This is a genomic window from Modestobacter sp. SYSU DS0904 (genome assembly GCF_054051115.1).
In genome coordinates this window covers 1-21,234 of sequence record NZ_JBJHAQ010000050.1, presented here as the reverse complement: position 1 = coordinate 21,234, position 21,234 = coordinate 1, and the positions used below count along the sequence as shown (strand labels likewise).

Below are 21,234 nucleotides of genomic sequence, written 5' to 3'. Positions count from 1 at the left end.
CCCCCCCCCCCCCCCCCCCCCCCCCCCCCCCCCCCCCCCCCCCCCCCCCCCCCCCCCCCCCCCCCCCCCCCCCCCCCCCCCCCCCCCCCCCCCCCCCCCCCCCCCCCCCCCCCCCCCCCCGGGGGCGGGTCAGCCGGCGAGGGCGGCGGAGACGACCGCCTTGGCCTCCTCCTGCACCTGGGCCAGGTGGTCGGCGCCCTTGAAGGACTCCGCGTACACCTTGTAGACGTCCTCGGTGCCGGACGGGCGGGCGGCGAACCAGGCGTTCTCGGTGGTGACCTTCAGCCCGCCGATCGCCGCGTCGTTGCCCGGCGCCTTCGTGAGCTTCGCGGTGATCGGCTCACCGGCCAGCTCGGTGGCGGTGACCGCCTCGGGGGAGAGCTTGCCGAGCTTGGCCTTCTCCTCCCGGCTGGCCGCCGCGTCGACCCGGGCGTAGGCCGACGCACCGAAGCGTTCCGTCAGTGACGCATGCAGCTGCGAGGGCGAGCTGCCGGTGACCGCCTGGATCTCCGACGCCAGCAGGGCCAGCAGGATGCCGTCCTTGTCCGTCGTCCACACCCCGCCGTCCCGGCGCAGGAACGACGCCCCGGCCGACTCCTCCCCGCCGAACCCGACCGACCCGTCGAGCAGCCCGGGCACGAACCACTTGAACCCGACCGGCACCTCGACCAGCCGGCGGCCGAGGTCGGCGACGACCCGGTCGATGAGGGAGGACGACACCAGCGTCTTGCCGACGGCGGTCTGCGCGCCCCACTCGGGCCGGTGGCTGAACAGGTAGGAGATCGCGACGGCGAGGAAGTGGTTGGGGTTCATCAGCCCGCCGTCGGGGGTGACGATGCCGTGCCGGTCGGCGTCGGCGTCGTTGCCGGTGGCGATCTGGTACTCGTCCTTCGCGCCGATCAGCGAGGCCATCGCGGACGGCGAGGAGCAGTCCATCCGGATCTTGCCGTCCCAGTCGAGCGTCATGAACCGCCAGGTGGCGTCGACCAGCGGGTTGACGACGGTGAGGTCCAGGCCGTGCCGCTCGGCGATCTCGCCCCAGTAGTGGACGCTCGCGCCGCCCAGCGGGTCGGCCCCGATGCGCACGCCGGCGCTCTTCACGGCGGCCAGGTCGAGCACGTTGGGCAGGTCGTCGACGTAGCTGCCGAGGAAGTCGTAGGACTGCGCCGCGGCGCGGGCCCGGGCGAACGGGATGCGCTGCACGCCGTCCAGGCCGTTCGCCAGCAGCTCGTTGGCCCGCTTCGCGATCCAGCCGGTCGCGTCGGTGTCGGCCGGGCCGCCGGAGGGCGGGTTGTACTTGAACCCGCCGTCCCGGGGCGGGTTGTGCGACGGGGTGACGACGATGCCGTCCGCGAGACCCGAGCTCTTCCCGCGGTTCGCGGTGAGGATCGCGTGGCTGACCGCCGGGGTGGGGGTGTAGCCGTCGCGGGAGTCGACCAGCACGGTGACGTCGTTGGCGGCGAGCACCTCCAGGGCGGTGGCCCAGGCCGGCTCGCTGAGCCCGTGGGTGTCCCGGCCGATGAACAGCGGCCCGTCGTACCCCTGCTGCGCCCGGTACTCGCAGATCGCCTGGGTGGTGGCGAGGATGTGCGGCTCGTTGAACGCGCCGTCCAGCGACGACCCGCGGTGCCCCGACGTCCCGAACGTGACCTGCTGGGCGACGTCGGCCGGATCCGGCTCGACCGTGTAGTAGGCGGTCACCAGGTGCGGGACGTCGACCAGGTCGGAGGGCTGGGCCGGCTGGCCGGCGCGGTCGGAGCTCATGGGCCGATCTTCGCGTCCGGGCCCCGGTGACCGCGACCCGGGACGCTCCGTCGGTGGCTCGCCGTAGCCTGATCGGGTGCTCGGGGACTGGCGGGAGATGGTCACCGATGCGGCGTTGACCGACGCCGTCGGTGCAGACGTCCTCGACCGGGCCCGGCCCTACCTCGCCCGGGCCGTCCTCGACGTCCGGCTCTCCGACGACGCCCGCCGGCTCACCGGGCTGGTCCAGGGCGGCGCGCCGACGCCCTACCGGACCACCGTGGTGCGTACCGACGGCGGCCGGGTGGGCTGGGCCGGGGCGTGCACCTGTCCGGTGGGCGACGACTGCAAGCACGCCGTGGCGGTGCTGCTCTCCCTGCGCCCGCTGCTGCCGGAGGCCCCGGAGAGCCGGCGGCCGGGGCGCGCCCGCACCTGGGAGCAGGAGCTCGAGGAGCTGGTCGCCGCGGCCGCCGGGCCGGACACCCGCACGGCCGTGCCGCTGGGGCTGCAGTTCGAGCTGGTCGACCCCGGCCCCGGGCGGGGGCGTTCGTCCGCCGGGGCACCCGGCACTCCGCAGCGGCTGGTCCGGCTGCGGCCGGTCGTACCCGGCAAGCGCGGGCAGTGGGTGCGCACCGGGGTCGCCTGGCGCCAGCTGCAGTACGACGGCGGCAGCGCGGGCTGGGACCCGGCACACCTCGCCGCGCTGCGCGCCCTGCACGCCACCCACCAGGCCGCCCGCAACCAGTACTGGTCCTACGCGCCGAGCGACGTGTACCTGCACGAGTTCGGCCCGGGGTTGTGGCCGCTGCTGCGCGAGGCGGTCGCCGGCGGCGTCGCGCTGGTCACCGCCGACCGGTCGCCCCGGCCGGTGGTGCTCGCCGCCGACCCGGCCGAGGTCGCGGCCGATCTCCGCGGCGACGGCGAGCACACCGAGCTGTCCGCCGTCGTGCGGGTCGACGGCCGGCCGGTCGACCCGGCCGCGCTGTCCTTCCTCGGCGTCCCCCCGCACGGGGTCACCGTCGACGGCCCCGACCGCGACCGGGCAGGTGACGCGGGTCCGGGCGGGGGCGCGCCCGGCCTCGTGCTGGCCCGCCTCGACCGGCCGGTGCCGCCGGCGCTCGCCGGCCTGGTGGCCCGCGGCGGGGCGATCCGCATCCCGGCCGCCGACGTCGACCGGTTCCGGCGCGACTGGTACCCCGGGCTGCGGCAGACGGTGCCGGTGATCTCCGCCGACGGCTCGGTGGAGCTCCCCGACGTGCCGCGGGCGCGGCTGGCCGTCGAGGTCCGCTACCCCGGCGACGCCACCGTGTGCGTCAGCTGGGCGGTGCGCTACGGCGAGCGGTCCTTCGCCCCGGGCACCCCCACCGCACCGGGCGACGGCCGCGACCCGGCCGCCGAGCAGCTGCTGGTCGAGGGGCTGCCCGGCCCGGCCGCCGCCCTGCAGGAGCTCTGGACGCCGGCGGGCCCCCTCGCCGAGCGCACCGAACTCGCCGGGATGGAGGCGCTGGAGTTCACCACCGAGGTGCTCCCCGCGCTCCGCGCCGACCCGGCCCTCGACGTCACGGTGGTCGGCACCCCGACGGACTACCGGCACACCACCGCCGCGCCGCAGTTCAGCTTCACCGCCCGCGACACCGGGGAGTCCGACTGGTTCGACCTGGGCGTCAGCGTCACCGTCGACGGCCAGAGCGTGCCGTTCGAGACCCTCTACAAGGCGCTCGCTGCCGGCCGCACCCGGCTGCTGCTGATCAGCGGCACGTACTTCTCCCTGCAACGGCCGGAGTTCGAGCAGCTGCGGCTGCTGATCGAGGAGGCCCGCGCCCTGCAGGACGTGCCGGGCGAGGGCACCCGGGTCAGCCGTTACCAGGCGTCGCTGTGGGAGCAGCTGCTCGGACTCGGGGTGGTCGGGGAGCAGAGCGAGCGGTGGACCCGCGAGGTGCGGGGGCTCCTCGACGCGGAGCAGGCCGAACCCCCGCCGGTGCCCGCCGGGCTGGCCGCCGAGCTGCGGCCCTACCAGCGGGAGGGATACGGCTGGCTGTCGTTCCTCTGGGACCACCGGCTGGGCGGGGTGCTCGCCGACGACATGGGGCTGGGCAAGACGTTGCAGGCCCTGGCCCTGCTGGTCCGCGCGCACGAGGCCGGCGACCTGGACGACGCGCCGGTGCTGGTGGTGGCGCCGACCAGCGTGGTGCCGACCTGGGCCCGGGAGGCGGCGCGATTCGCTCCGGGCCTCCGGGTCGCCGTGGTGGCGGAGACCGAGCGGAAGTCAGGCGCTGCGCTGCGCGACCGGGTGGCCGGCGCGCACGTCGTCGTCACCTCGTACGCGCTGTTCCGGATCGACGAGGAGGCGTGGACCGAGCTGCCGTGGCGCGGGCTGGTGCTCGACGAGGCGCAGTTCGTGAAGAACCACCAGGCCCGCACCTACCAGTGCGCGCGGCGGCTGCAGGCCCCGGTGAAGCTGGCGCTGACCGGCACGCCGCTGGAGAACAGCGTGATGGACCTGTGGGCGCTGATGTCGATCGTCGCCCCCGGGCTCTTCCCCGACCCGGCGCGGTTCACCGAGCAGTACCGCATCCCGATCGAGCGGGACGGCGACGCCGAGAAGCTGGCCCAGCTGCGCCGCCGGATCCGCCCACTGGTGCGCCGCCGGACCAAGGAGATGGTCGCCGCCGACCTGCCGCCCAAGCAGGAGCAGGTGCTCGAGGTGGTGCTCAACCCGCGGCACGAGAAGCTCTACCAGACCCACCTGCAGCGGGAACGGAGCAAGGTCCTCGGCCTGGTCGAGGACATGTCGAAGAACCGGATGACCATCTTCCGGTCGCTCACCCTGCTGCGGCAGCTGAGCCTGGACCCGGCGCTGATCGACCCGGCCTACGCCGACGTCCCCTCCAGCAAGGCCGACGCGTTCCTCGAGCACCTGCGCGCGGTGGTCGCCGAGGGGCACCGGGTGCTGGTGTTCAGCCAGTTCACCCGCTTCCTGCGCAGCATCCGCGACCGGCTGACCACCGAGGGCATCGACTGGGAGTACCTCGACGGGCGCACCCGCGACCGCGACGCCGTCGTCCAGGGCTTCCGCACCGGCACCGCGCCGGTGTTCCTGATCAGCCTCAAGGCCGGCGGCTTCGGGCTGACCCTCACCGAGGCCGACTACGTGTTCGTGCTCGACCCCTGGTGGAACCCGGCCAGCGAGGCGCAGGCCGTCGACCGGGCCCACCGGATCGGCCAGGACAAGACGGTGATCGTCTACCGGCTGGTGTCGGTCGGCACCATCGAGGAGAAGGTCATGGAGCTCAAGGCGCGGAAGTCGGCGCTGTTCTCCCGGGTCGTCGACGACGGGGCGCTCGCCTCCGGAGCGCTCACCGCCGACGACGTCCGGGGGCTCTTCGGCTGATCAGCCGCGCCGCGGTTCGCCGCGGTAGCTGCCGACGCTCCACAGGTTTCCCTCCGGGTCGCGGACGGCGAACTCCTGACCGCCGTAGTCGGTGTCGTGCAGCTGCTGGACGACGTCGGCCCCGGCGGCGCGCGCCCGGGCGTGCACCGCGGCCACGTCGTCGGTCACCAGGTAGGCGGCGGCCGTGCCGGGCCGAGCGGGCCACGGGTCGTCGGGGACGTCCCGCACGGAACCGAGCATCACCCCGCCGCCGGGCGGCCAGTCCAGCTGGGCGTGCGCCACGGTGTCGCCCTCGCCGTAGACGGCGGTCTCCTCGAAGCCGAGGGCGTCGACCAGGAAGCGGATGACGGCGCGGGCATCGCGGGCCCGGAACGCGGGCCAGACGGTGGGCGGGGGAGCGGTGGTGGCTGGGGTGGTGGTGGCTGCGGTCTCGGTCATGCGCTCAGATTGTCGACTCGGGCGGGCGGCCGTCTTGGACGTATCCGAACTCCTCGGCCAGCCAGCGCGACGGCGGCAGCCCGGTGAGCGCCCGCCACTCCCGGGTCAGGTGCGCCTGGTCGGCGAAGCCGCCGGCCGCGGCCAGGCCGGCGAGGTCCAACGGGCGGCCCGCCCCGGCCCGGGCCTGCAACACCCGGCGGGCACGGGAGAACCGGACCACCCGGGCGGCCTCCTTCGGGGTCAACCCGGTCTCGGTGCGGAACCGGGTGAGCAGGTGGCGCTCGGACCAGCCGACCCGCCCGGCGACGTCGGCGACCCGCAGCTGCCCACCGGAGGCCAGGGTCAGCCGCCACGCCTCGGCGACCTCCGGGGGCGGCGCGCTCTCCGGGCGCACCCGGCGGAGCAGCACCTCCTCCAGGGCGGCGAACCGGGCGGTCCAGTCGGGCGCGGCTCGGAACCGCTCGACCAGCTCGACGCCGTCCGGGCCGAGCACGTCGTCGACCGGGCAGTCCAGGGACGCCAGGGCGCCGGCGGGCACCCCGAGCAGCCGGCGCGCACCCAACGGGGTGAGGGCGAGCTGGACGCCGGACTGCCGGCCGGGGTGGCGGATCAGCGCGGGCGCGGTGTGCAGCCCACCGACGAGCCCGGCGTAGCGGCCCGGCGCCTGACGCGGGTCGGGGTGGGCGGCCATCTCCAGCGGGTCGTCGAGGGTCACGACGAACGTCACCGTGGGGGAGGGCAGCCCGCGGTGCAGCCCGGGCGCCAGCCCCTCCTGCCGGTACCCGGTGGCCTCGGCGACCAGCCCGCGCAGCGCCGGGTGCGGCCGGTGCCCGACCCACTCCTGCCCCATGCCGCCAGCGTGGACCGTCCGGCGGCGCGGGTCCAGGGGTCAGCGGTCGACGCGGGCGGTCTCCCGCCGCAGTACCAGCCCCTGGCGCAGCAGCCCGGCGGCGAGCACCGCGCCGACGCCCTCCCCGGCGCGCAGCCGCAGGTCCAGCAGCGGCTCGACGCCCAGCGCCTGGAGCACCAGCTCGTGCCCGCGTTCCCGGCTGCGCTGCCCGGCCACCAGCGACGACTGCGCGGCCGGCTCCAGCCCGACGGCGACCAGCGCGGCCACCGAGGTGGCGAACCCGTCGACGACGACGACCGCCCCGACCTCCGCCGCCCCCAGCACGACCCCCGCCAGCACCGCGAGCTCCGGGCCACCGAGCTCGGCCAGCGCGGTCGACGGGTCCAGCCGGGCACCGGCCCGGGCCAGCGCCGCGGCCACCACCGTGCGCTTGCGCTCGACCATCGCCGAGTCCGCACCCGCGCCCAGCCCGACGACCTCCGCCGGGCCGAGCCCGAGCAGGCCGGCGGCCAGCGCCGCGGCGACCGTGGTGTTGCCGACCCCGACCTCGCCGAGGGCGACCAGCCCGGTCGCCGTCCCGTGCTCGGCGCCCAGCCGGCGGCCGGCCGCCAGCAGCGCGGCGGCGTCCTCGGCGGTCAGCGCCGGACCGGTCACCAGGTCACCCCGCGCCCCGGCCGGCCGGACGGCGAGCGCCCCGGGCACCGCCGTGCCCTGCACCCCGGCGTCCACGACCACGACGTCCAGCCCGGCCGAGCGCGCGGCGGTCGCGCCCAACGCCTGCCCGGCGACGGCGGCGGCGGTGATGTCCCGGGTGGTCGCCACGGGGAACGCGGAGACCCCGTGCCCGGTGACCGGGTGGTCGGCGGCGGCGAGCAGCAGCGTGCCGCCGTCCAGCTCGGTGCGGCCCAGCGCGACGGCGCGGTCGACCGCCCGGTCGAGCACGCCCAGCGACCCGGGCGGGGTGAGCAGCCGGTCGGCCCGGTCCCGGGCGCCGACGACCGCGGCCGGCTCCGGGCTGCGCAGCCGGTTCGGCGGCGGCGCGGGATCGGCGGCCGGCCAGCGGTCGGCGAGGACGACGTCGTCCAGCGGCTGCCGGCGCGACCAGCCGGCCCGCTCCAGGCCCGGCGCGGGCGGCCGCTCGTCGGGCCAGCCCAGGCACAGCCAGCCGAGGGTGACCACACCGTCGGGCAGGCCGAGCAGCTCGCCGAGCTCCTCGGGGCGGAACAGCGTCACCCAGCCCAGGCCGAGCCCCTCGGCGCGGGCGGCCAGCCACAGGTTCTGGATCGCGGCGGCGCAGCTCCACAGGTCGGCGTCGGGGAAGGTCGCGCGGCCGAGCACCCCGGCCGCCGGCGTCCGCCGGTCGCAGCAGACGACGACGCCCAGCGGCGCCTCCCGCACGCCCTCCAGCTGCAGGTCCAGCAGCCGGGCGCCGGCCTCGCGCTCCAGCTGGGCGGCCTGCCGGAGCCGCTCCCGGTCGGTGAGCACGGCGGCCCGGTCGCGGATGGCCGGGTCGCGGACGACCACGAACCGCCACGGCTGGCTGTGCCCCACGCTCGGCGCGGCGTGGGCCGCGCCGAGCACCCGGGTGAGCACCTCGCCCGGCACCGGGTCGGGCCGGTAGCGGCGGACGTCGCGCCGGGCACCGATGGCGCGGTAGAGGCCGGCCCGGTCGGGTTCCGGCAGCGCCCAGCCGGTGGGGTCGGCGGCCCGCTCGGACGCCGCGGTGTCGTCGCCGATCAGCGGCACCGGGCGGGGCCACGTCATCGCTCGACCTGCTGCAGGAACCGCCGGACGGTCTCCAGGAAGACCTCGGGCTGCTCGGAGTGCACCCAGTGCCCGGCGTTCTTCACCCGCACCAGCCGGGTGCTCGGGAAGAGCTCGTCCATCCGCGGGCGGTCGTCGTCGAGCACGTAGTGGGAGTTCGCGCCGGCGATCCACAGCACCGGGCCGTCGTAGCTCGCCCCGGCCGGGGGCTCGGGGAACCGGCGCAGCTCGCCCAGGTCACGGGCCAGCGTCTCCAGGTTCAGCCGCCACGCCCAGCCGTCCGCCCCGTCGCGCACCAGGCTCTGCAGCAGGAACGACCGGACCATCGTGCTCGGCACGGCCTCGCGCAGCGCCCGGTCGGCGTCCTCCCGGGTCTCCAGCGCCTCGACGTCGACCTCCTGCATCGCGGCGATGAACGCGGCGAACGGCGAGGCCTCCTCGTCGGGGTCCTCGGTGCGCCCACCGGTCTCCGGGTAGTCGACCGGGGCGATGTCGACGACGACGAGCGCGCGCAGCAGCTCCGGCCGGCGCAGCGCCAGCTGCATCGCGACCTTGCCGCCCATGGAGTGCCCGACCAGGGTGACCGGGTCGCCGAGCAGGGCGAGCTCGGCGGCGACGAACTCGGCCATGTCGCCGTAGTCGACCCGGTCGGTCCACGGTGAGTGCCCGTGGTTGGGCAGGTCGAGCAGGGTGACCCGGTGGCCGTCCTCGGCCAGCGCCCTGGCGATCGTCGTCCAGTTGCGCCCCTGGCCGAAGAGGCCGTGCACGAAGACCACCCGCGGCCCGGTGTCGCCGAGCGTGCGGGCCGCCAGCCGGTTCGGGTCGGTCATGCCCCTCATCCCACCAGACCCGATGTCGCTGCCGGCGACCGTCGGTACCCGCGCCTACCGTCGACCCGCTCACTGCACCGCTCTGCGAGGAGATCTCCGTGCCCGGACGCCGCCGGCGTGCCACCCGCTCGTCCACGGCCACCACCGCGAAGAAGGCCGTGCCCGCCCGGAAGGCCGCGCCCGCCCGGAAGGCCGCGCCCGCCCGGAAGGCGACGCCCGCCCGCAAGGCGGCCCCGGAGGTGCCGGTGGCCGGTCCGGGGGAGCGGGTGTGGGTGCTCGCCGTCCCCTTCCGGGCCCCCGCCCCCGGGGCGAGCTGGCACGCCGGGCTCTCCGCGCACGTGTACGTCGGCGCCACGCTCCCGGCGGCGCTGCAGCCCTACGACCCGCCGCCGCACAGCCTGGAGCGCTACCTGGAGGACGAGCTCAACGCCGTCCCCCGCCCGCTGCCCCCGGCCCGGCCGATGACGCCGCGGGAGCAGCAGGTCACCGGCGCGGCCGCGATCGCGGCGCACGCGGCCGCCGGCGGCCGGATGTTCCTGCTCGGCGACGACCCCGGCGTCGGCAAGACCGGCACCGCCGTCCTCGCCGTGGGGCAGATCGCCGCCCAGCGGGCCGACCAGCAGCGGCCGGTGCGCCGGGTGCTCGTCGTCGCCGACCGCCCGGCGGCGATCACCGTGCCGCACTGGGCGCGCTCCATCGGCGGGTTCGGGGGCGCTGCACCAGATGGGCAGGGTCTGCGCTGGTGCGTCACCACCTGGGACCGGCTGGGCAAGGTCGCCGCCGCGACGAAGGCGACCGGGCACGGCTTCGACGTCGTCGTCGCCGACGAGGCGCACATGGTGCGGCACACCACCACCCAGCGGTGGAAGCACTGGAGGTCCGTCTCCGGCAGCGGCCGGGTCAAGGACGCCCCGTACGTGCTGCTCGCGACGGCGACCCCGGCGCACACCCCGCTCGAGCTGCCCTACCTGGCGCCGCACTTCGCCACGCTGCACGGCGAGCCGCTGCGCGAGTGGGCCGACCTGCCCACCCGGCTCGCCGCGCACGGGTTCCACGTGGAACGTGGCCGCTACGGGTGGGCGTGGACCGAGGACGCCGACGAGCGCCGCGCCGACCTGACCCGGCTGCGCAGCTGGCTCGCCGACACCGACCCGCCGGCCACCCTGCACCGGCCCGCGCCGTGGGGGCCGGTGAACGTCACCGGTACACCCGTGGAGCTGACCCCGGCCGAGCGGGCGCAGTACGAGGCGGGGTGGTCGGAGTTCCGCGCCGAGATGCAGCTGGCCCGCCGGAAGCGGGAGACCGCCCGTGGCCGGGCCGCGCTGCTGCGCTTCCGGCAGAAGGCCGGGCTCATCCGGGCCGCGGCCACCGTCGAGTGGGTGCGGGCGCAGGTGGAGGCCGACCGGCAGGTCGCCGTCTCGGTGGAGTTCGTGGAGACCGCGGCCGACCCGATCCGCGAGGCGCTGCTGGACGGCGGGATCGCCGTCGCCGGCATCTACGGCCGCGACCGGTTCGACGTCGAGGCAGAACGGCTGCGCTTCCAGACCGGTGAGGCCCCGGTGTGCGTGTTCACCGTGACCGCCTCGATCAGCCTGCACGCCGGCGAGCAGCTGCCCGGCGGGCTCGTCGCCTCGACCACCCCGCGGGTGGGGCTGTTCCACCAGCCCCGGTTCTCCGGCATCGCGGCACGGCAGGTCACCGGCCGCACGCACCGCGACCACCAGGTGTCGCCGTGGCGGGTCGCGTTCGCCGCGGACACCGTCGAGGAGGACGTCGCCCGGGTGATGGTCGAGCGGCTCGCGGTCACCGGGTCGACGGCGGGCGGGGACACCGCCGGACTGCAGCAGATCGCGGAGCTGCTGGACGCCGACTGGCTGCCCGCCGCCTCGCTGACCGGTGCTGATTGATCCCGGTCAACGGGTGATCTGCCAGGCGTCCCGGACCTGGTTGGCGCCCAGCACCGAGTTGTAGATGCTCACGTGGGCCAGCGCCCCGGAGAAGTACCTGCTCGTCGGCGCCGAGGGCCAGGTGTTCATGTTGTCGTGGCCGATCCGCCAGTAGCCGGTGATGGCCTCCGCCGCGGGGGCCGTCCCGGTGGCGACCTGCGCGCCGTCGACGTACAGCCGCATGCCGCTGGCCGCGGAGAAGGTCGCGGTCACCAGGTGCCAGGCGCCGTCGTTGTAGGCCCGCGGGCTGGTCACCGTGTAGATCGTCCCGTTGTAGACGCCGAACACCAGCTGACCGGTGTCGGTCAGGTAGACGTGCCGGTCGTAGCTGCTGGACAGGTCGCCGTTCGTCCCGTTGCCGAAGCCGATCAGCTTGCCGCCGCGGCCGGTCGTGGTGCTGAACCAGAGCTGCAGCGAGAACGTCTGCGGGTTGGTGACCGGCTGCGTCGTCCAGATCGCGCCGGAGGCGCCGTCGAACCGCACGGCCTGCTCCTCCCCGTTCCCGCAGGGCGGCCCGGCCACGAGTTTCGTCATCCCGGCGGACCGGTAGGTGCCGTTCGCCGCGCTCCCGGCGCTGCCGGTGTTGACGACGGTCGTGCCCGAGCGGTCCTGGAGCGGGTAGTAGTGCGTGGCCCGTGCCCCGGAGGTGCCCCCGACGTCCGAGCAGCCCCACCACTGCGCCACCGGGAAGGTGAGGGCGGGGCTGGCGGTCGTGTCGGAGAACACCGCCCCGGACCCGGGCAGCGTGACCGTCACCAGGACGGCGGTGGTGAGCACCGTGCCGCGGCGCAGGCGGCGGGCGAGCGTGGGACGACGGGACCCCGGCCTCGTCGACGGCAGGGACCCGTCCGGGGTCGGTGCGTCGTCGTCCGGGCGCCGGTGCGCGGTGGCGAGCGCCAGCAGGGCGAGCAGGGCCACCCCGGTGCCGACCAGGGGCAGCGCCCGACCCTCGGCCAGCCACACCGCGGGCCGGCCGACGAGCGGCAGGCCGACGGTGACCACGCCGTGCACGGCGGACGGGTCGACCAACGAGCCGTCGACGGCCGGGTTGGCGTCACCCCGCAGCTGCAGTCCGCCGGCCTGCACGCCGACCAGCCGGTGGAGTCGCAGCTGACCGGCGGAGTCCGGGTCGTCGACCAGCAGCACCTGGCCGGTGCGCAGCTCGGCGGTGTCGACCGGGCGCACCACGGCGACGTCCCCGGGGGAGAGGGCCGGCTCCATCGACCCGGACATCACCACGCTGGACTGCCAGCCGAACAGTGTCGGCAGCACCGAGGCGGTCAGCAGCAGCGCCAGCGCTCCGAGGGCGACCCGACCCAGGCAGCTGAGGGCGAACGCCGTCCAGCCCTGCCGCCAGGCGACGGGACCAGGGCGGCGGACGTCGTCGGTGGCTGTCGTCATGTGCTCTGCGCTTCCCAGACGAAGGTGATGCCGGCCCGGGCGCCCTTGACGCTCGCGGGGGCGTCGCCCCGAAAGGTGTAGGTCAGCTGGTACGTCCGGCGCTCACCGGTGACGCTCCCGGCGGTCGTCCACGCCAGCGCACCGCTGCCGTAGCCACGGGGGAAGGACGACATCGTGGTCGACCAGGTCTCTCCGACGCGGCTGAACCCGGCGCAGCTGCCGTTGCCGCCGCCGCCCGTGCCCGCCGACCAGCTGAGGTCGATCTGGTTCATCAGGCTGGTGCTGCCGGTGACGTTCCGGCCGTAGAGCCTGACCTCCGCCGGCACCGAACCGGTCGACGTCACGACGATGCACTGGCTCGCGGTGTCCCCGGGGCGCAGGTCGGGGAGGGTCACGCTGACCGCGATCCCCTCGACGTTGCTGGTCAGCGCCACGGTGCCGGTGCCGACGCTGGCGTCCAGCGCGGTGGTCTGGTCGCTGAAGCCGGCGTAGGCGGTCTGCCACAGCAGCGCGGTGGCGAGGACGAGCGCGCCGGCCGCGGACACGACGATGCCCCGTCGCGTCGCGCGACGGCCGGGACGGCGGGGGGGCACCCTGGTCATGCCTGGCTCTCTCCGGGACTCCGGTGAGGTCGGTCCACGGAGGCCACCTCAGGAGCCCTGACGCTAGGGCGCGCGCCGCCGGGACAGAAGACGCAGGGTCACCGGATCACTCCGCTGGGTGACCAGGTGTGGCGGCGGGTGACCCGGCTCCGGTCAGCCCGGTGACCGAGGGTCGCCGCGGATCAGCGCGGCGGGGCCGCCAGCCGCATCGGCAGGTGCCGGATGCCGTCCTCGTCGTAGTCCGGGCCCGACCGGCGGAAGCCGAAGCGCTCGTACCAGCCCTCCAGGTACGCCTGGGCGCCGATGTCGACGGTGCGGCCCGCGCACAGCTCGATGCCGCGGCGGATGAGCGCCGCCGACAGTCCCCGGCCCCGCGCGTCCATCGCAGTGGCCACCCGGCCGATGGCGCGGTCCTCGCCGTTGTGCAGCACCCGGATGGTGGCCAGCACCGTGCCGTCGTCATCGGCGAACCAGAGGTGCTCGGTGGTCGGCTCGGTGTCGCGGCCGTCGAGCTCCGGATAGGGGCAGGCCTGCTCCACGACGAAGACGTCGACCCGCAGCCGCAGGATGCCGTAGAGCTCGGTCGGGGTCAGCTCGGCGAAGGGCGCCTGTCGCAGAGCGGGTGCAGCGTTCACCGGTGCATCGTCGCAAGCCCTCAGGACGCCGCCCGCCGCAGGTGATCCCGGTGGGCCGTCGGCGTTCCCGCGGGAACGCCTGCGCCTCAGTCGCGCGCCGGTGCGGCTCCGTTGCCGTCGAGCGGCACCCGGGTGGCCGGCACGGCCTCGCCCACGCTGTCGGCGGCCCCGCTGCCCAGCCGCTTCAGCAGGGCACCGACGTCCAGCCCGGTGAGGTCACCGGACAGTTGCAGGCCCTGGGCCACGTTGGCGGCCACCGACCGGCCCAGCGAGCCGGCGCCGTCGGCGGAGATGACCGTCATCTTGTCCACCCCGGCCAGCGGGGCGGACGCCGCGGAGACCACCTCGGGCGACGCGGTTCCTCCGGGGCTGGAAGGGGGGTCGAGCGGGAAGTCGAGTGCGGTCGAGACCACCTCGACTGAGGTGTCGGACGGCGTGTCGACGACGTAGACCGGGGTGCCCGCGGGCAGCGGGACCGCGCTGCGGGCGTGGTACTTCAGCTGCTGGCCGGCGACGCTGAGCCGCACCTCACCGAGGCCACCGGCCGGCACCCCGGAGACCACGACGCCCTGGGCGCCCAGCAACCGGTCGCTGGTGAGCGTCGGCTCGGTCGGCATGTCGCGCAGCGAGGCCGACAGCTTGACCGCCGCGGCCGCCAGCGGCAGCGCGACCACCAGGCCACCGAGGACGGCGAACAGCATGACCAGCCCGCCGGGCAGCGGCGGCAGCAGGGCGGTCACCGCGGCCCCGCCGAAGCCGACACCGCTGACGAACGCCGCGATGGCCGGGAGCGAGAAGGCGCCGTCGGCGTCGCCGAGCCCGAACTCGCCGATCTCGCCCACCACGAGGGCGAGCACCAGCACGAACAGGCCCACCACGCCGACGGCGAGGAAGGCCACCGCGATCGCGTCCACGCCGCCTCCCAGGTCACCGGTGGCCCAGACTCACAGGTCGACGCTCGGTGATCAACACACCCCGACGGGACAACCCGTCCGGGTGAACGGCCCCCGGACCGGTGTTAGCGTCGATGGCCTGACACGGGGTGTCCCGCCCGGGACTGAGAGCACACCCGTCGAACCTGCTCCAGTTGGCACTGGCGAAGGGATGTCACGGCGATGGACGCCACCGATCTGCGCACCGCCCGCGAGGCGCTGCGCGACACCGCACCCCTGGTGCACTGCCTCACCAACACCGTGGTGCAGACGATCACCGCGAACGCGCTGCTCGCCGTGGGCGCGGCCCCGGCGATGGTCGACGACCCGGCCGAGGCCAGCGAGTTCGCCGCGGTCGCCTCCGGCGTGCTGGTGAACGTCGGCACCGTCTCCCAGCGGACCGCCGACGCGATGCGCCTGGCCGCCCGCGCCGCCGGCGAGGCGGGCACCCCGTGGGTGCTCGACCCGGTCGCCGTCGGCGGGCTCGGCTTCCGCACCGCGCTCGCCGCCGACCTGGTGGAGCTGCGACCCACGGTGATCCGCGGCAACGCCTCCGAGGTGCTCGCCCTGGCCGGCGCCGGGGCCGGCGGGCGCGGGGTGGACAGCACCGCCGACCCGGACGACGCCCTGGAGGCCGCCGCGTCGCTGGCCCGGCGCACCGGTGGCGTGGTCGCGGTCAGCGGGCCGGTCGACGTCGTCACCGACGGCGAGCGCACGCTGCGCATCGGCGGCGGCTCGGTGCTGCTCACCCGCACCACCGGCGCCGGGTGCGCGCTGGGCGCGCTGACCGCCGCCTACGTCGCCGCCACCGGCGACCCGGTGCTGGGCACCGTCGCCGCGCACGCGCACGTGGCGCTGGCCGCCGAGGTCGCCGCCGACCTCGCCGACGGGCCGGGCACCTTCGCCCCGCAGTGGCTCGACGCCCTCGACGCCCTCGACGGCGAGGCGCTCACCCGCGCCGACGTCCGCGCCGGCTGAGCGCGGCATGCGCCCCTTCGACCCCACGCTCTACCTGGTCACCGACACCCTGCTGTGCGCGCCGCGGTCGGTGCCCGAGGTGGTCGCCGCCGCCGTGACCGGCGGCGTCACCGCCGTGCAGGTGCGGGACAAGACCGCGAGCCGGCGTGAGCTGCTGGCCCTCACCCGCGCGGTCCAGGCGGTGCTGGCCCCCACCCCGCAGGTCCGGCTGGTGGTGAACGACGCCGTCGACGTCGCGCTGCTCGCCGGCGCCGACGGGGTGCACGTCGGCCAGGACGACCTGCCGGCCGACGAGGTGCGCGCCTTGCTCGGGCCCGACGCCCTGGTCGGGGTCTCGGTGGGGGACGACGCCGACCTCGACGGCGTGCTGGCCCTGCCGCCGGGGACGGTCGACGTCGTCGGCCTCAGCCCGGTGTGGGCCACCCCGACCAAGCCCGACGCCGGCCCCGGGCTGGGGCTGACCGGCACCCGGTCGCTGGCCGCCCGGGCCCAGGCGGCCGGGCTGCGCGCGGTGGCCATCGGCGGCATCTCCGCCACGAACGCCGCCGAGGTGCGGTCCACCGGCGTCGACGGCGTCTGCGTCGTCTCCGGCATCTGCGCCGCGCCCGACCCGACCGCCGCCGCCCGCGAGCTGCGGGCGGCCCTGACCGGAGAGCTGGTGCACCCGTGACCGCCGCCGTCGCCCTCACCGTCGCCGGCTCCGACCCCAGCGGCGGCGCCGGCATCCAGGCCGACCTGAAGACCTTCAGCGCACTGGGCGCCTACGGCACCGCGGTGCTCACCGCGCTCACCGCGCAGAACACCCGCGGCGTCACCGGCGTGCACGGCGTCCCGGCGGAGTTCGTGGGTGAGCAGCTGCGCACGCTGTTCGCCGACGTGGCGGTGCACGCCACCAAGCTCGGCATGCTGGGCACCGCGGAGGTCGTCCGGGAGGTGGCCGCCACGCTGGCCGACCGGCCGGGTGGCCCGGTGGTCTGCGACCCGGTGATGGTGGCGACCAGCGGCGACCGGCTCATCTCCGCCGAGGCGGTCGACGCCGTGCGCAACGACCTGCTGCCGGTCAGCGACCTGATCACCCCGAACGTCCCGGAGGCGGCCGCACTGCTGGACGTCGCCCCGGCCACCCGGGTCGACCAGCTGCCCGACCAGGCCCGCGCCCTGCTGGCCCTGGGGCCGGCGGCGGTGCTGCTCAAGGGCGGGCACCTGGGCGGCGACGACAGCGTCGACGTGCTGGTCACCGCCGACGGCGTGCTGGAGACCCGCCGGCCACGGGTGGCGACGACGGCGACGCACGGCACCGGCTGCACGCTCTCCTCGGCGCTGGCTGCGCTCGCCGCCCGAGAGCGGCAGGCGGGGCGGCCGGTGGAGTGGGCGCCCCTGGTCGACCGGGCGCGCGACTACCTGCAGGCCGCGCTGACCGCCGGCGGGACGCTCGGGGTCGGCTCCGGGCACGGCCCGGTGCACCACTTCGCCGGCTGGTGGTGAGGGCCGGCTGGTGGTGAGGGGTCAGCTCTCGGCGTCCAGCACCTGACGCAGCACCCGGGCGGCCAGCTGGTCGCCACCCTCCGCACCGCGCAGCAGCTGCTCGATCGCGCCGTCGACGTCACCCTGGTCCAGCAGCAGCACGCCGAGGTCGTGGTGGCAGTGCAGGTCGCCGGCGTCGATGCCGGCCCGGTAGGCCGCCGCGGCCGCGACCGGGTGGTCGAACTCCTCGGCGAGCAGGCTGCCCAGCGGCCGCCAGCTCTCCTCCTCGCTGCGCAGCGCACCCGCCTCGAGCACGCTGCGCGCCTCGTCCAGCCGGCCGGCGGTGCGCAACAGGTCGGCCAGGTCGACCCGGGTGGAGGGGTGCAGGTCGGCGCCGGCCCGCAGCTCGCTCTCCAGCGCGGGGTCCCGCGTCTCGTCCCACCGCCAGCAGGCCAGCACGGCCCGGGCATGCAGGTCCCCGCCGTCGACGGCCCGCTGCAGCCAGGCCTGCGCGTCGGACAGGTCGCCGTCCTCGCGCAGCGACCAGGCCAGCTGCACCGCGGCGTCGAGGTCACCGAGCTCCGCCCCGCGGCGGAAGGCCGCGCGCGCCTCCTCCCGCTGCCCCTGCTCCAGCTGGGCGGCGCCGAGCGACGCCCAGGCGGCGCGGTCACCGGCGGCCAGCGCCTCCCGTGCGGCCTCCTCGGCGTCGGCCCACCGTTCCACGTGCAACAACGCGATCGCCAGGTTCAGCCAGGCGTCGTCCTCACCGGCGGCCGCGGCCCGCTGGTAGGCGTGCACGGCCTCGTCCCAGCGGCGCAGCTCGGCCAGGCTGTTGCCCAGGTTGAACCAGGCCAGCGCCGAGCCACGTGCGGCGGCCCGGCCGAACGCGACCGCCGCGGCTGCGTGGTCCCCGGCCTCCGCCAGGTCGCAGCCACGGTTGATGAGGTCGTCGATCTCGGCCTCCGCCGCGCCGTCCCGGGTCATGCGGGCAGTCTGGGGCGGCTCTCGGTCGTCCGTCGACGGCTGCGCACCCGGACTGACCAGTCCGGGGGAGCATCCGGGGGGTGGACCGGCTCAACCGGCCCAGTCCGGCGGGCCACCGGGGGACAGGTCGGGGTCGTCGGCGGCCAGGGTGCGGACCGGCCCGGGCGCCGTCCGCGGCCCCTCGAAGCGCACCGTGACCCGGTTCAGCCCGCTGCCCCACACCCAGCCCGCTCCGAGCTCGGCGTGGACGACGTCCTGACCGGGGTACCAGGCCACCACCGCGGCCCGGTGCGCCACCGGATCGGGCTCCCCGGGCTCGGCCTCCACGGGATCGGGCACCGGGACCTCCTCGACCACCGGGGCCGCCGGCTCCGGCTCGCGCACGGCGAACAGGTCGCCCTGGGCGTAGGGCGACAGCCCCGAGACGCCGACGCCGAGCAGCCGCACCCCACCGCTGCGGTCGACCCCGGCGAGCAGCCGGTGGGCCACGTCGGCGATCTGCCGCGGCTCGTCGAGGGCGTGCGCCAGCGTCTGGGACCGGGTGAGCGTCGAGTAGTCGTACCGGCGCACCTTGAGGGTGACGGTGCGCCCCGAGGTGCCCGAGCGCTGCAGCCGGGTACCCACCCGCAGCGCGAGCGCCTCGATCTCCGCGGCCAGCCGCGCGGGGTCGGTGAGGTCACGGGCGAAGGTCTCCTCCGCGCTGACCGACTTCGCCTCCCGGTCGGCGACCACCGCGCGGTCGTCGTCGGCGCGGGCGAGCCGGTAGAGCCCGGCGCCGTGCGCCTGACCGACCAGGCTGGTCAGGTCGACCAGCGACAGCCGGTGCAGCTCGCCGACCGTGGTGACCTTGATGCTGGCCAGCCGCTCGGCGGTGGCCGGTCCCACGCCGCCCAGGCTCCGCACCGGCAGCGGGTGCAGCACGTCGAGCTCCGCGCCGGGCGGGACGACGGTGAGCCCGTCGGGCTTGTCCAGCTCGGACCCGATCTTCGCCAGCGACTTGGAGGTGGCCACCCCGACCGAGCCGGTGACCCCGCCGGTGGCCGCGGCGAGGCGCTCCTTCAGGTCGCGGGCGAGCGCGGTGACCCCGGCGACGGACAGGTCGTGCCCACCGGCGGCCAGGTCGACGTAGGCCTCATCGATGGAGACCGGCTCGACCAGCGGGGACAGCTCGCGCAGCAGCCCCATCACCACCTCCGACGTCCGCCGGTAGGCGGCGAAGCGGCCGCCGAGGAACGCGGTGCCGGGTGGGCAGAGCCGGCGGGCCTCGGCGGTGGACATCGCGCTGCGGGCACCGAAGGCGCGCGCCTCGTAGGAGGCGGTGGCGACCACCCCGCGGCCGCCGGTGCCGCCGACGACCACCGGCCGCCCGCGCAGCGAGGGCTTGTCGCGTTGCTCGACGGCAGCGAAGAAGGCATCGAGGTCCAGGTGCATGATGCTCGGCTCGCGCCGCACGCCGTCCTCACCTCTCCTCCCGCCCGGGAACACGCCGGCCCGCCGCGGGGCTGGTCCCCCGGGGGACCCATCATCTCCCCGCGGGGACCGAGCACGAGGAGCGACGAGGGCATGGGCGAGGGCATGGACCAGGGCCTGACCGAGCAGAGCCAGTGGGTGCAGATCACGCAGGCCGATCCGGAGCACTCGGCGAGGTACGCCGAGCGGTTCCGGGCGCTGGCCGCCCAGGGCGCCGACCTGGCCGGTGAGGCGCGGCTGGTCGACGCGTTCCTGCCGCGCGGCGCCCGGGTGCTCGACGCCGGCTGCGGCCCGGGCCGGGTCGGCGCGTTCCTGGCCGGTACGGGGCACGACGTGGTGGGCGTGGACGTCGACCCGGTGCTGATCGCCGCGGCGGAGGCCGACCACCCGGGCCCGCGGTGGCTGGTCGGCGACCTGGCCGAGCTCGACCTGCCCGACCGCTTCGACGGCATCGTGTGTGCCGGCAACGTGATGGCCTTCCTGGCCCCCAGCACCCGGCGCCCGGTCCTCGAGCGCTTCGCCGCACACCTGGCCGACGAGGGGCGGGCGGCGATCGGCTTCGGCGCCGGCCGGGGGTACGAGTTCGACGACTTCCTGGCCGATGCCCGGGCCGCCGGGCTCGTGCCCGACCTGCTGCTGTCCACCTGGGACCTGCGGCCGTTCACGCCGGGGTCGGACTTCCTGGTCGCGGTGCTGCGGACGGGGTAGGACGGGCTCGTGACCCATCTGCCCGATCCCGCCACGTTCTCCCGCCGGGGCGACCAGGCCTCGGCCGGGCGCACCCGGTTCGTCGCCACCGGCGCGCAGACGCGCGGGGACTTCGGGTTGTTCGAGGTGGCGATGGCGCCCGGCGGCAGCGGGCCGGGGCCGCACCTGCACCGGACCTTCAGCGAGGCGTTCCACGTGCTGGAGGGGTCGCTGGCGGTGCTGGCCGACGGCGAGTGGACCACGGCGCACGCCGGGGACCTGCTCTACGTGCCCCGCTCGGGGGTGCACGCGTTCCGGTCGGCGGGCCCGGACGTCGGCGCCCGGTTCCTCATCCTGTTCACCCCGGGCATCCCGCGGGAGGACTACTTCACCGGCCTGCTGGACCTGCACGCCGACGGCCGGACGCCGACGACGGAGGAGATCGACGCCTTCGCGCTGCGGCACGACCAGCTCAACCTGCGCGGCTGACCGGCGTGCCGCTGCTCACCGTGGGCCACGGCCCCGAGGACCGCGCGCGCCTGGGCGACCGGCTGCGGACCGCCGGGATCGCCGAGCTGGTCGACGTCCGCCGCTTCCCCGGCAGCCGGGTGAACCCCGACGTCCGGCGGGAGGCGCTGGAGGCCTGGCTGCCGGAGCTGGGCGTGGCCTACCGCTGGGAGCCGCGGCTCGGCGGCCGGCGGCGGCTGCCCCCGGGGGAGCCGGTGGTCGACGACTGGTGGACGGTGGCGCAGTTCGCCGCGTACGCCGCCCACACCCGGACGACGGAGTTCACCGCCGCGCTGGACGAGGTGCTCGGCGCCGCCGGGGAGCGGGTCGTCGCGGTGATGTGCAGCGAGAGCGTGTGGTGGCGCTGCCACCGGCGGCTCATCGCCGACGTGGCCGTCCTGGCGCGCGGCACCGCGGTGCAGCACCTGATGCCCGACGGCCGGTTGAGCGCGCACCGGCCGGCGGAGGGCGCGGTGCTCGGTGCGGACGGGGAGGTGGGGGGGGGGGGGGGGGGGGGGGGGGGGGGGGGGGGGGGGGGGGGGGGGGGGGGGGGGGGGGGGGGGGGGGGGGGGGGGGGGGGGGGGGGGGGGGGGGCGGGGGGGGGGGGGCGGC

Annotated in this window: 19 protein-coding genes and 1 riboswitch; of the genes, 8 read left to right on the top strand and 11 right to left on the bottom strand. The window is 76.4% G+C overall.

Features of this window, described 5'->3' with window-relative positions:
- Positions 1 to 129: 129 nt before the first annotated feature.
- Positions 130 to 1,764 carry a phosphoglucomutase (alpha-D-glucose-1,6-bisphosphate-dependent) gene (pgm, locus tag ACI79U_RS20010; RefSeq protein WP_457066841.1) on the bottom strand — a complete coding sequence of 545 codons (1,635 nt, stop codon included), beginning with the start codon at positions 1,762 to 1,764 and terminating at the stop codon, positions 130 to 132.
- Between the two features lie 76 nt (positions 1,765 to 1,840).
- Here pgm and ACI79U_RS20005 point away from each other — a divergent pair, with 76 nt between their 5' ends.
- Positions 1,841 to 5,134 carry a DEAD/DEAH box helicase gene (locus ACI79U_RS20005; RefSeq protein ID WP_457066844.1) on the top strand — a complete coding sequence of 1,098 codons (3,294 nt, stop codon included), beginning with the start codon at positions 1,841 to 1,843 and terminating at the stop codon, positions 5,132 to 5,134.
- Here ACI79U_RS20005 and ACI79U_RS20000 read toward each other — a convergent pair whose 3' ends face one another.
- From ACI79U_RS20000 to ACI79U_RS19985, 4 genes are read right to left on the bottom strand one after another with little or no spacing between them, the layout of a single operon-like run.
- Complete coding sequence (locus ACI79U_RS20000; RefSeq protein WP_457066847.1) at positions 5,135 to 5,572, bottom strand: VOC family protein; 438 nt, start codon at positions 5,570 to 5,572, stop codon at positions 5,135 to 5,137.
- A gap of 4 nt (positions 5,573 to 5,576) precedes the next feature.
- Positions 5,577 to 6,422, bottom strand: a complete 846-nt coding sequence (locus ACI79U_RS19995) for a helix-turn-helix domain-containing protein (RefSeq protein WP_457066850.1) — start codon at positions 6,420 to 6,422, stop codon at positions 5,577 to 5,579.
- A gap of 39 nt (positions 6,423 to 6,461) precedes the next feature.
- The gene (gene bluB, locus ACI79U_RS19990; protein ID WP_457066853.1) at positions 6,462 to 8,186 is read right to left on the bottom strand and encodes a 5,6-dimethylbenzimidazole synthase; all 1,725 of its coding nucleotides are present in this window, start codon (positions 8,184 to 8,186) and stop codon (positions 6,462 to 6,464) included.
- Positions 8,183 to 9,016: an alpha/beta fold hydrolase gene (locus ACI79U_RS19985; protein WP_457066856.1), complete on the bottom strand. Its 834-nt coding sequence runs from the start codon at positions 9,014 to 9,016 to the stop codon at positions 8,183 to 8,185. The genes bluB and ACI79U_RS19985 overlap by 4 nt, the downstream gene beginning before the upstream one ends.
- 98 nt (positions 9,017 to 9,114) lie before the next feature.
- On the opposite strand from ACI79U_RS19985, the gene ACI79U_RS19980 reads away from it, so the two are divergent.
- Positions 9,115 to 10,923, top strand: coding sequence for a DEAD/DEAH box helicase family protein (locus ACI79U_RS19980; RefSeq protein ID WP_457066859.1), 1,809 nt, complete (start codon positions 9,115 to 9,117; stop codon positions 10,921 to 10,923).
- Between the two features lie 6 nt (positions 10,924 to 10,929).
- On the opposite strand, the gene ACI79U_RS19975 is transcribed toward ACI79U_RS19980, so the two are convergent.
- The 4 genes from ACI79U_RS19975 to ACI79U_RS19960 all read right to left on the bottom strand — a co-directional run bounded on the left by ACI79U_RS19975 (position 10,930) and on the right by ACI79U_RS19960 (position 14,514).
- Positions 10,930 to 12,363 carry a LamG-like jellyroll fold domain-containing protein gene (locus ACI79U_RS19975; RefSeq protein WP_457066862.1) on the bottom strand — a complete coding sequence of 478 codons (1,434 nt, stop codon included), beginning with the start codon at positions 12,361 to 12,363 and terminating at the stop codon, positions 10,930 to 10,932.
- A complete protein-coding gene (locus ACI79U_RS19970; RefSeq protein ID WP_457066865.1) occupies positions 12,360 to 12,965 on the bottom strand; it encodes a hypothetical protein in 606 nt (201 codons plus the stop codon). The genes ACI79U_RS19975 and ACI79U_RS19970 overlap by 4 nt, the downstream gene beginning before the upstream one ends.
- Positions 12,966 to 13,147: 182 nt before the next feature.
- Positions 13,148 to 13,600, bottom strand: a complete 453-nt coding sequence (locus ACI79U_RS19965) for a GNAT family N-acetyltransferase (RefSeq protein ID WP_457066868.1) — start codon at positions 13,598 to 13,600, stop codon at positions 13,148 to 13,150.
- A gap of 86 nt (positions 13,601 to 13,686) precedes the next feature.
- Entirely contained in the window at positions 13,687 to 14,514 is an 828-nt protein-coding gene (locus tag ACI79U_RS19960; protein WP_457066871.1) for a hypothetical protein, read from the bottom strand.
- 114 nt (positions 14,515 to 14,628) lie between these two features.
- Positions 14,629 to 14,722: riboswitch (TPP riboswitch) on the top strand.
- Between ACI79U_RS19960 and thiM the strand changes: the two genes are divergently transcribed.
- The 3 genes from thiM to thiD all read left to right on the top strand — a co-directional run bounded on the left by thiM (position 14,716) and on the right by thiD (position 16,995).
- Entirely contained in the window at positions 14,716 to 15,510 is a 795-nt protein-coding gene (gene thiM, locus ACI79U_RS19955; protein ID WP_457066874.1) for a hydroxyethylthiazole kinase, read from the top strand. It overlaps the preceding riboswitch by 7 nt.
- Positions 15,511 to 15,517: 7 nt before the next feature.
- Positions 15,518 to 16,180 carry a thiamine phosphate synthase gene (gene thiE, locus ACI79U_RS19950; protein ID WP_457066877.1) on the top strand — a complete coding sequence of 221 codons (663 nt, stop codon included), beginning with the start codon at positions 15,518 to 15,520 and terminating at the stop codon, positions 16,178 to 16,180.
- Positions 16,177 to 16,995 carry a bifunctional hydroxymethylpyrimidine kinase/phosphomethylpyrimidine kinase gene (gene thiD / locus ACI79U_RS19945; protein WP_457066880.1) on the top strand — a complete coding sequence of 273 codons (819 nt, stop codon included), beginning with the start codon at positions 16,177 to 16,179 and terminating at the stop codon, positions 16,993 to 16,995. The genes thiE and thiD overlap by 4 nt, the downstream gene beginning before the upstream one ends.
- 21 nt (positions 16,996 to 17,016) lie before the next feature.
- Here thiD and ACI79U_RS19940 read toward each other — a convergent pair whose 3' ends face one another.
- Both ACI79U_RS19940 and ACI79U_RS19935 read right to left on the bottom strand, forming a co-directional pair.
- Positions 17,017 to 17,958 (bottom strand): tetratricopeptide repeat protein, encoded by a 942-nt coding sequence (locus tag ACI79U_RS19940; RefSeq protein ID WP_457066883.1) that lies wholly within the window; start codon positions 17,956 to 17,958, stop codon positions 17,017 to 17,019.
- Between the two features lie 90 nt (positions 17,959 to 18,048).
- Positions 18,049 to 19,410, bottom strand: coding sequence for a DNA polymerase IV (locus tag ACI79U_RS19935; protein ID WP_457066886.1), 1,362 nt, complete (start codon positions 19,408 to 19,410; stop codon positions 18,049 to 18,051).
- A gap of 111 nt (positions 19,411 to 19,521) precedes the next feature.
- On the opposite strand from ACI79U_RS19935, the gene ACI79U_RS19930 reads away from it, so the two are divergent.
- The 3 genes from ACI79U_RS19930 to ACI79U_RS19920 all read left to right on the top strand — a co-directional run.
- Complete coding sequence (locus tag ACI79U_RS19930; protein ID WP_457066889.1) at positions 19,522 to 20,136, top strand: class I SAM-dependent methyltransferase; 615 nt, start codon at positions 19,522 to 19,524, stop codon at positions 20,134 to 20,136.
- A gap of 9 nt (positions 20,137 to 20,145) precedes the next feature.
- The gene (locus ACI79U_RS19925; protein WP_457066892.1) at positions 20,146 to 20,604 is read left to right on the top strand and encodes a cupin domain-containing protein; all 459 of its coding nucleotides are present in this window, start codon (positions 20,146 to 20,148) and stop codon (positions 20,602 to 20,604) included.
- A 5-nt stretch (positions 20,605 to 20,609) separates the two neighbouring features.
- Positions 20,610 to 21,234 (top strand): DUF488 domain-containing protein (locus tag ACI79U_RS19920; RefSeq protein ID WP_457072822.1); only part of this gene is annotated, 625 nt, incomplete at its 3' end.

Bases quoted from the DNA above. Each gene is read 5' to 3' on its own strand.
- thiM (WP_457066874.1), top strand. From the start codon at position 14,716: ATGGACGCCACCGATCTGCGCACCGCCCGCGAGGCGCTGCGCGACACC.
- ACI79U_RS19940 (WP_457066883.1), bottom strand. From the start codon at position 17,958: ATGACCCGGGACGGCGCGGCGGAGGCCGAGATCGACGACCTCATCAAC.
- ACI79U_RS19975 (WP_457066862.1), bottom strand. From the start codon at position 12,363: ATGACGACAGCCACCGACGACGTCCGCCGCCCTGGTCCCGTCGCCTGG.
- ACI79U_RS19930 (WP_457066889.1), top strand. From the start codon at position 19,522: ATGGGCGAGGGCATGGACCAGGGCCTGACCGAGCAGAGCCAGTGGGTG.
- ACI79U_RS19995 (WP_457066850.1), bottom strand. From the start codon at position 6,422: ATGGGGCAGGAGTGGGTCGGGCACCGGCCGCACCCGGCGCTGCGCGGG.
- ACI79U_RS19985 (WP_457066856.1), bottom strand. From the start codon at position 9,016: ATGACCGACCCGAACCGGCTGGCGGCCCGCACGCTCGGCGACACCGGG.
- thiE (WP_457066877.1), top strand. From the start codon at position 15,518: ATGCGCCCCTTCGACCCCACGCTCTACCTGGTCACCGACACCCTGCTG.
- bluB (WP_457066853.1), bottom strand. From the start codon at position 8,186: ATGACGTGGCCCCGCCCGGTGCCGCTGATCGGCGACGACACCGCGGCG.
- pgm (WP_457066841.1), bottom strand. From the start codon at position 1,764: ATGAGCTCCGACCGCGCCGGCCAGCCGGCCCAGCCCTCCGACCTGGTC.
- ACI79U_RS20000 (WP_457066847.1), bottom strand. From the start codon at position 5,572: ATGACCGAGACCGCAGCCACCACCACCCCAGCCACCACCGCTCCCCCG.
- ACI79U_RS19970 (WP_457066865.1), bottom strand. From the start codon at position 12,965: ATGACCAGGGTGCCCCCCCGCCGTCCCGGCCGTCGCGCGACGCGACGG.